This is a genomic window from Microvirga zambiensis WSM3693 (genome assembly GCF_016735695.1).
Classification (GTDB): Bacteria; Pseudomonadota; Alphaproteobacteria; order Rhizobiales; family Beijerinckiaceae; genus Microvirga; species Microvirga zambiensis.
Genome location: NZ_JAERQD010000157.1, coordinates 1 through 2,664, shown reverse-complemented (window position 1 = coordinate 2,664; position 2,664 = coordinate 1). Strand labels below are relative to the sequence as shown.

2 protein-coding genes are annotated in these 2,664 nt (G+C 66.4%); both read right to left on the bottom strand.

The window, feature by feature from the left end:
• A partial coding sequence (locus JKL46_RS34500; protein ID WP_201842930.1) for an NAD(P)(+) transhydrogenase (Re/Si-specific) subunit beta occupies positions 1-1,340 on the bottom strand: 1,340 nt, incomplete at its 3' end.
• Positions 1,341-1,350: 10 nt separating this feature from the next.
• Positions 1,351-2,664, bottom strand: a 1,314-nt coding sequence (locus JKL46_RS34495; protein ID WP_201842929.1) for a Re/Si-specific NAD(P)(+) transhydrogenase subunit alpha, incomplete at its 5' end; no start/stop codon positions are given.

Here is a 2,664-nt window from a genome sequence, read left to right as displayed (position 1 = left end):
CCGGAGTACCCAGTCCCCTGCCCGCGCTTCGAGACAAACACCTGCTTGGCCTTCCACACCTCCAGCACCGGCATGCCGGCAATCGGGGAGTTCGGATCCTCCTGGGCGGCCGGATTGACGATGTCGTTCGAGCCGATCACGATCACCACGTCGGTCTCCGGGAAGTCCTCGTTGATCTCGTCCATCTCCAGCACGATGTCGTACGGCACCCTGGCCTCGGCCAGCAGCACGTTCATGTGCCCCGGCAGGCGGCCCGCCACAGGATGGATGGCAAAGCGCACGTCCTTGCCCTTGGCCCGCAGGCGGCGGGTCAGTTCGGCCACCGCCTGCTGCGCCTGCGCCACCGCCATGCCGTAGCCCGGCACGATGACGACGCTGTCGGCCTCGTCGAGCGCCGCCGCCACGCCATCGGCATCGATGGCGATCTGCTCGCCGGCAATCGCCATCACCGGACCCGTGGTGGCACCAAAGCCGCCCAGGATCACGCTGATGAAGCTCCGGTTCATGGCCTTGCACATAATGTAGCTCAGGATCGCACCTGAGGAGCCGACCAGGGCGCCGGTGACGATCAGGAGGTCGTTGCCGAGCGTGAAGCCGATCGCGGCCGCGGCCCAGCCCGAATACGAGTTGAGCATCGAGACCACCACCGGCATGTCGGCACCGCCGATGCCCATGATCAGGTGGTAGCCGATGAAGAAGGCCAGCAGCGTCATCGCCACCAGGGCCCAGATGCCCGCCCCCTGCACGTACAGCACCAGCAGGACGAGCGAGAGCAGCGCCGCTGCCGCATTGAGCCCATGGCCGCCCGGCAACTTTTTGGCCTTGCCATCGACCTTGCCGGCGAGCTTGCCGAAGGCGACGATGGAGCCGGTGAAGGTCACCGCCCCGATGAAGACGCCGAGGAACACCTCCACCCGCAGGATCGAGATTTCCACGCCGGTCTTGTGCGCCAGCACCCCGGCAAAGCCGGTCAGCGCCTGCCGTGAGGCCTCGTCCATGAGGAGGACCCGCCCGAGCTCGAGGTCGGCGTTGAAGCCGATGAACACGGCGGCGAGGCCGACAAAGGAATGCAGCGCCGCCACCAGCTGCGGCATCTCGGTCATCGCAACCGTCCTGGCCACATACCAGCCGATGGCGGAGCCGATCACCAGCATCACGGCAATGACCGCATAGTTGCCAATGCCGGGTCCGAACACGGTAGCGCCGACGGCGAGCGCCATGCCGGCAATGCCGTACCAGACGGCGCGCTTGGCGCTCTCCTGGCCTGACAGGCCGCCGAGGGAGAGGATGAACAGGATGGCCGCGGCCACATAGGCGGCGGAGACAAGACCAAAGCTCATCGGACGATCCTCACGACTTCTGGAACATGGCCAGCATCCGGCGGGTGACCAGGAAGCCGCCGACGATGTTGATGGTGGCGATCAGGAAAGAGAGCGCGGCCAGTGCTGTCACCAGCCAGTGGCTCGAGCCGACCTGCAAGAGCGCGCCCAGCACCACGATGCCCGAGATGGCATTGGTCACCGCCATCAACGGCGTGTGCAGGGAATGGCTGACGCTCCAGATCACCTGGAAGCCGACAAAGCAGGCCAGCGCAAAGACGATGAAGTGGGCCATGAAGCTCGCCGGCGCATAGGCGCCCACCAGGGCGATCAGCAGTCCACCAGCCACAAGCAGCCCCACCTGCGTCTTGGTCTGGCTCCTGAAGGCCTCTGCCTCGTTCGCCCGCTTCTCCTCCGGCGTGAGCTCCCTCGCCTTCTCCTTGGGCTTGGCGGCAGCGATGGCCTGGATCTTGGGCGGCGGCGGCGGATAGGTGATGGCACCCTGGTGTGTGACGGTGGCGCCGCGGATCACGTCATCGTCCATGTTGTGGTGGATAACGCCATCCTTGTTCGGCGTCAGATCGGCCAGAAAGTGGCGGATGTTGTTGGCGTAGAGCGTCGAGGCCTGGGCGGCCATGCGGCTGGGGAAGTCGGTGTACCCGATGATGGTGACGCCATTCTCGGTGACGACCTTCTCGTCCGGCACGGTCAGGTCGCAGTTGCCGCCGCGCTCCGCCGCGAGATCGACGATCACGGAGCCCGGCTTCATTGCCTCGACCATGTCAGCCGTCCACAGCTTCGGGGCGGGGCGGCCGGCGATCAGGGCGGTGGTGATGACGATGTCGATCTCGGGGGCGAGCTCGCGGAACTTGGCGAGCTGCTTCTCGCGGAACTCGGGGCTCGAGGGCGCGGCATAGCCGCCGGTGGCAGCGCCGTCCTGCGTTTGCTCGAACTCGAGGAAGACGAACTGGGCGCCCATGGACTCGATCTGCTCGGCCACCTCGGGCCGGACATCGAAGGCATAGGTAATGGCACCAAGCGAGGTCGCCGTGCCAATGGCCGCGAGCCCGGCGACACCAGCGCCGACGACCAGCACCTTGGCGGGTGGCACCTTGCCGGCGGCGGTGACCTGGCCGGTGAAGAAGCGGCCGAAGTGATTGCCGGCCTCGATCACGGCGCGGTAGCCGGCGATGTTGGCCATCGAGGAGAGCGCGTCCATCTTCTGGGCGCGCGAGATCCGCGGCACCATGTCCATGGCAATCACAGTGGCGCCGTGAGACCTCGCTAACTCCAGGAGCTCCTGGTTCTGGGCCGGGTAGAAGAACGAGATCAGCGTCTGGCCCTG